The organism is Streptomyces sp. sk2.1, assembly GCF_008120935.1.
Lineage (GTDB): Bacteria > Actinomycetota > Actinomycetes > Streptomycetales > Streptomycetaceae > Streptomyces.
The window spans coordinates 1-1,827 of sequence record NZ_RDBO01000296.1; the positions used below are offsets into that span (position 1 = coordinate 1).

Annotated in this window: 2 protein-coding genes; both read left to right on the forward strand. The window is 67.1% G+C overall.

Going from position 1 to position 1,827, the window contains the following annotated elements:
- Nucleotides 1-1,489 (forward strand): tetratricopeptide repeat protein (locus tag EAO76_RS43975; RefSeq protein WP_222872290.1); only part of this gene is annotated, 1,489 nt, incomplete at its 5' end.
- A 67-nt stretch (nt 1,490-1,556) separates the two neighbouring features.
- A partial coding sequence (locus EAO76_RS43980) for a transposase (RefSeq protein ID WP_148841791.1) occupies nt 1,557-1,827 on the forward strand: 271 nt, incomplete at its 3' end.

The window sequence follows — 1,827 nt, forward strand, 5'->3', positions numbered from 1 at the left end:
CACCACCCCCACCACCCCATGGCCCCAGAACGTCACCACCCTCATCGCCACCCCCACCACCCCGCAACACACCCAAACCCCACCACCAACCACACCTCCCACACCCACCCAAGAAGACCTGACCCACCAACACCAGCAAACACAACAAACGAACCGCACCACCGGCCACCGAGAAGCAGCACGACTGATGGCCGAACTGGCCACGGACCGCGCACGCATCCTGGGTCCCGACCACCCCGACACCCTGCAAGCCCGTAACAACCATGCCTGGAATCTCGAGAAGGCGGGTGAGCACGCGGAAGCGGCGAGGTTGTTTGCCGAACTGGCTGCGGACCGGGCACGTGTTCTCGGAGCGGACCACCCTGACACTCTGTGGGCCCGCCACAACCATGCCTGGAATCTCGGTACGGCGGGTGAGCACGCGGAAGCGGCGAGGCTGCTTACCGAGGTCGCTGCGGACCGGGCACGTGTTCTCGGAGCGGACCACCCTGACACTCTGTGGTCCCGCCACAGCCATGCCTGGAATCTCGGTACGGCGGGTGAGCGTGCGGAAGCGGCGAGGTTGTTTGCCGAACTGGCTGCGGACCGGGCACGTGTTCTCGGAGCCGATGACCCCGACACCCTGCGATCCCGCTCCGGCCACGCCCAGAATCTCGAGAAGGCGGGTGAGTACGCGGAAGCGGCGAGGTTGTTTGCCGAACTGGCTGCGGACCGGGCACGTGTTCTCGGAGCGGACCATCCCGGCACTCTGTGGGCCCGCCACAACCATGCCTGGAATCTCGGTGCGGCGGGTGAGCACGCGGAAGCGGCGAGGCTGCTTACCGAGGTCGCTGCGGACCGGGCACGTGTTCTCGGAGCGGACCACCCTGACACTCTGTGGTCCCGCCACAGCCATGCCTGGGATCTTGGTGCGGCGGGTGAGCGTGCGGAAGCGGCCCGGTTGTTTGCCGAACTGGCCACGGACCGCGCACGCATCCTGGGTCCCGACCACCCCGAAACCCTGCGATCCCGCTCCGGCCACGCCCAGAATCTCGAGAAGGCGGGTGAGTACGCGGAAGCGGCGAGGTTGTTTGCCGAACTGGCTGCGGACCGGGCACGTGTTCTCGGAGCGGACCACCCTGACACTCTGTGGTCCCGCCACAACCATGCCTGGAATCTCGGTACGGCGGGTGAGCACGCGGAAGCGGCGAGGCTGCTTACCGAGGTCGCTGCGGACCGGGCACGCGTCCTGGGCCCTGACCATCCCAGCACTCTGTGGTCCCGCCACAGCCATGCCTGGAATCTCGGTACGGCGGGTGAGCGTGCGGAAGCGGCGAGGTTGTTTGCCGAACTGGCTGCGGACCGGGCACGTGTTCTCGGAGCCGATGACCCCGAAACCCTGCGATCCCGCTCCGGCCACGCCCAGAATCTCGAGAAGGCGGGTGAGCACGCGGAAGCGGCCCGGTTGTTTGCCGAACTGGCTGCGGACCGGGCACGTGTTGGGCGTTGACCCCGGATGTTGGACACCAGAGACACTTGGATCTTGATGGTCCGGGTTGATACGGAGTCCCGCACAGATGGCTATGAAGCACTATCCCGCCGAGTTCAAGGCGGACGCGGTCGCGTTGTACCGATCGAGGCCGGGAGCGACGATCAAGTCGGTCGCCGAGGACCTCGGGGTGAACACCGAGACGCTGCGCAACTGGATCCGGGCCGATGACGGACGACGCTCCGGCGCTCACTCCACGACGCGGACGACCGCGTCTGCCCAGGCCGCCAGCCTGGTGGAAGCGGAGCTCGCCGCCGCACGGAAGAGGATCCGCGAGCTGGAGGAGGAGCGCGACATTC